Origin of the sequence: Nocardiopsis potens DSM 45234, assembly GCF_000341105.1 — a bacterium.
Classification (GTDB): Bacteria; Actinomycetota; Actinomycetes; order Streptosporangiales; family Streptosporangiaceae; genus Nocardiopsis_A; species Nocardiopsis_A potens.
Genome location: NZ_ANBB01000112.1, coordinates 1 through 3,319, shown reverse-complemented (window position 1 = coordinate 3,319; position 3,319 = coordinate 1). Strand labels below are relative to the sequence as shown.

Below are 3,319 nucleotides of genomic sequence, written 5' to 3'. Positions count from 1 at the left end.
GCGGAGCCGGCGCTCGGGGCCCAGCCGCACCCCGTCCAGCACGACCTGGCGGGTGGGCTGGGCGTTCCAGCCCATCTTCGACTCGTTGGGGCCGAAGGACAGGCCGGGGTCGCCGCGCTCGACGACGAAGGCGGTGACGCCGCGCGGCCCGGCCCCGCCGGTGCGGGCCATCACCAGGTACAGGTCGGAGGCGCCGGCCCCGGAGATGAACTGCTTGACGCCGTCGAGCCGGTAGCCGTCGCCGTCGGGCACGGCGCGGGCGGCCAGCGCGGCGGCGTCCGACCCGGCCCCCGGCTCGGTGAGGCAGTAGCTGGCCGGGGTCTCCATCGCGCAGAGCCCGGGCAGCCAGCGGGCCCGCTGGTCGGCGTCGCCGTAGCGGTCGACCATCCAGGCGGCCATGTTGTGGATGGACAGGTAGCCGGCGATGGAGGGGCAGCCGGTGGCCAGCGCCTCGAACACCAGCACCCCGTCGGAGCGGGAGAGCCCCGACCCGCCGTGCTCCTCGGCGGCGTAGACCCCGCCCAGGCCCATCTCGGCGGCCTTGCGCAGCACGTCCAGCGGGAAGTGCTTGTCCCGGTCCCAGTCGGCGGCGTGCGGGGCGAGGTGCTCGCGGGCGAAGTCGCGGGCGGCCTCGGCCAGCGCCGCCTGCTCCTCGCCCAGGCCCTCGGCGAGCGCGGATCCGGCCATCACCGCACCACCGGGATGCTGAAGCTGGCGCCCTCCTTGGTCCCGGAGGGCCAGCGCGAGGTGACGGTCTTGGTGCGGGTGTAGAAGCGGATCGAGTCCGGGCCGTGCTGGTTGAGGTCGCCGAAGGCGGAGCGCTTCCAGCCGCCGAAGGTGTGGTAGGCGACCGGGACCGGGATGGGCACGTTGACCCCGACCATGCCGGTGGTGACCCGGTGGGTGAAGTCGCGGGCGGTGTCGCCGTCGCGGGTGAAGATCGACACGCCGTTGCCGAACTCGTGCTCGTCGGGCAGGCGCAGCGCCTCCTCGTAGTCGGCGGCGCGCACCACCGACAGCACCGGGCCGAAGATCTCCTCCCGGTAGATGCGCATGTCCGGGGTGACCCGGTCGAACAGGCAGGCGCCCAGGAAGTAGCCGTCCTCGTAGCCCTCCGGCTTGGCGCCGCGGCCGTCCACCACCAGTTCGGCGCCCTCCTGCACGCCCAGGTCGACGTAGCCGAGCACCCGCTCCAGGGCGTCCGCGCCGACCAGCGGCCCGAAGTCGGCCTCCGGGTCGTGCGAGGGGCCGACGCGCAGCCCGCCGATCCGCTCGACCAGCTTGGCGACGAGCGCGTCGGCGGTCTCCTCGCCGACCGGGACCGCGACCGAGACCGCCATGCAGCGCTCCCCGGCCGAGCCGTAGCCGGCGCCGATCAGCGCGTCGACCGCCTGGTCGAGGTCGGCGTCGGGCATCACGATCAGGTGGTTCTTGGCCCCGCCGAAGCACTGGGCGCGCTTGCCGTGCGCGGCGGCGGTGGCGTAGACGTGCTGGGCCACCGGGGTGGAGCCGACGAAGCCGACGGCGGCCACCCGGGGGTCCTCCAGCAGGGTGTCGACGGCCTCCTTGCCACCGTTGAGCACGTTGAGCACGCCCGGGGGCAGGCCGGCCTCGGCGAACAGCTCGGCGATCCGCAGCGGCACCGAGGGGTCCCGCTCCGAGGGCTTGAGGATGAAGGCGTTTCCGCAGGCCAGTGCGGGGGCGGCCTGCCAGAGCGGGATCATCGCGGGGAAGTTGAACGGGGTGATGCCGGCGACCACGCCCAGCGGGCGGCGCAGCGAGTGCACGTCGATCCCGGTCCCGGCGGTGTCGCTGAACTCGCCCTTGACCAGGTGCGGGACGCCGGCGGCGAACTCCACCACCTCCAGGCCGCGCTGCAGGTCGCCGTGGGCGTCGGGGACGGTCTTGCCGTGCTCGGCGGAGAGCATGCGGGCGATGTCCTCGCGCTCGTCCTCGACCAGCTGCAGGAAGCGGAGCAGGACGCGGGCGCGGCGCTGCGGGCTCCACTCGCCCCATTCGCGCTGCGCCTCCTCGGCGTCGGCGATCACGGCCTCGGTCTCGGCGCGGTCCGCCATCGGGACCCGGGCCTGGACCAGTCCGGTGTTGGGGTCGTAGACGTCGCCGAAGGCGCCCGATGCTCCGGGGACGCGCTTCCCGTGGACGAAGTGGCTGAGTTCATGCGCCATTGCACAACACCTGTCTCTCGGTCGTTCGGGGGTACCGGACGGGCCCGCGGCGCACCCCAGGCGGCCGCGGCCCGGCCGGGCGGACGGAAAGGCGGTCCGAGCGGCCCCGGGCGGGTCCCCCCGACCATATAGTTGGACGTCCAAATAAATCCAGTGCCCGGATCCCCTTGACTTTCCGCCCCGCGCCCACTCACCGAGCCGATCCCGAGCCGCGCCGGCGCCCGCCACGCCCCACGAGGTGAAGGTTCAAGCGGGCGGCGAAGGCAGGGAGGGGGACCGGCCGGTCGGTCCGGTGCGGCACCCCACAGGGCCGGGGTTCAGGCGGGCAGCGACGGCGGGCAGGGGAACCGGCCGGTCGGTCGGGCGCGGCGCCCCGCAGAGCGAAGGTCCAGACCGGCAGCGACGGCGCAGGCAGGAACCGGGTCGGGTGCCCCACCCGAGCGCGGCGCCCCGCAGAGCGGAGGTTCAAGCGGGCGGCGACGGCGGGCGGGGGACCAGCTGGTCGGTCCGGTGCGGCAGAGCGGGGCGGGAGCGGTCAGGGCGGGCAGAGGGGGCGGGATCGCCGTGCCCGCGCCGCCCGGGCGCCGGGCCGGCCGCCCTTGAAACCACCGCACCTCCCCGACCTGGGCAAATACGCAGGGTGATGGCGGAGTGGGGTGCTCTGCGCACCGCGAGAGCACCCCGGTGATTCCCGGGCGCGCATCCCGGCCCGGATCGGCTCCCGGAAGCCCCGGATCGCCTTGGCTGGGCCGGTGATGGGGGGTTCGAGCCGCCCGCAAGGCCGCAAAGCAGGGGGCCGGAACCCGAAGAGGGCGGGAGTGGGAGCGGGACGCCGCTTTCGTTCTCCCGCAGGCCCCTATTCGGCCACTCTGGGTAACCAGAGAGAGGGCGGTGGGACCCTCGGGAGCTACTACTCGCTGGTAGATGTAATCGGGGTGCTGCGGAGGTGCGCAGGGCGCCCCCGGCCCCGCCCGATCCCCGCCGCGAACCGGGCATATAGGGATAAGACCTCCTGGCGGGCGCGGGCAGGCGGGCCCGCCCCCTGCGCCGGGGCACCGCCCCGCCCCCCGCCGGGACCACGCGCCGGGCCCGGCCGGTGAACACGGCGCCCGACCGCTCCCGCCCTCGCCGCC

At 74.9% G+C, this 3,319-nt stretch carries 2 protein-coding genes; both read right to left on the bottom strand.

Annotated features, from left to right (window positions below; genetic code table 11):
• On the bottom strand, positions 1-687 hold a 687-nt coding region (locus D459_RS0130110; RefSeq protein WP_017596708.1), incomplete at its 3' end, for an acyl-CoA dehydrogenase family protein.
• Positions 687-2,186: a CoA-acylating methylmalonate-semialdehyde dehydrogenase gene (locus D459_RS0130105; protein ID WP_017596707.1), complete on the bottom strand. Its 1,500-nt coding sequence runs from the start codon at positions 2,184-2,186 to the stop codon at positions 687-689. The genes D459_RS0130105 and D459_RS0130110, both read right to left, overlap by 1 nt.
• Between the last annotated feature and the right edge of the window lie 1,133 nt (positions 2,187-3,319).

Bases quoted from the DNA above. Each gene is read 5' to 3' on its own strand.
- D459_RS0130105 (WP_017596707.1), bottom strand. From the start codon at position 2,186: ATGGCGCATGAACTCAGCCACTTCGTCCACGGGAAGCGCGTCCCCGGA.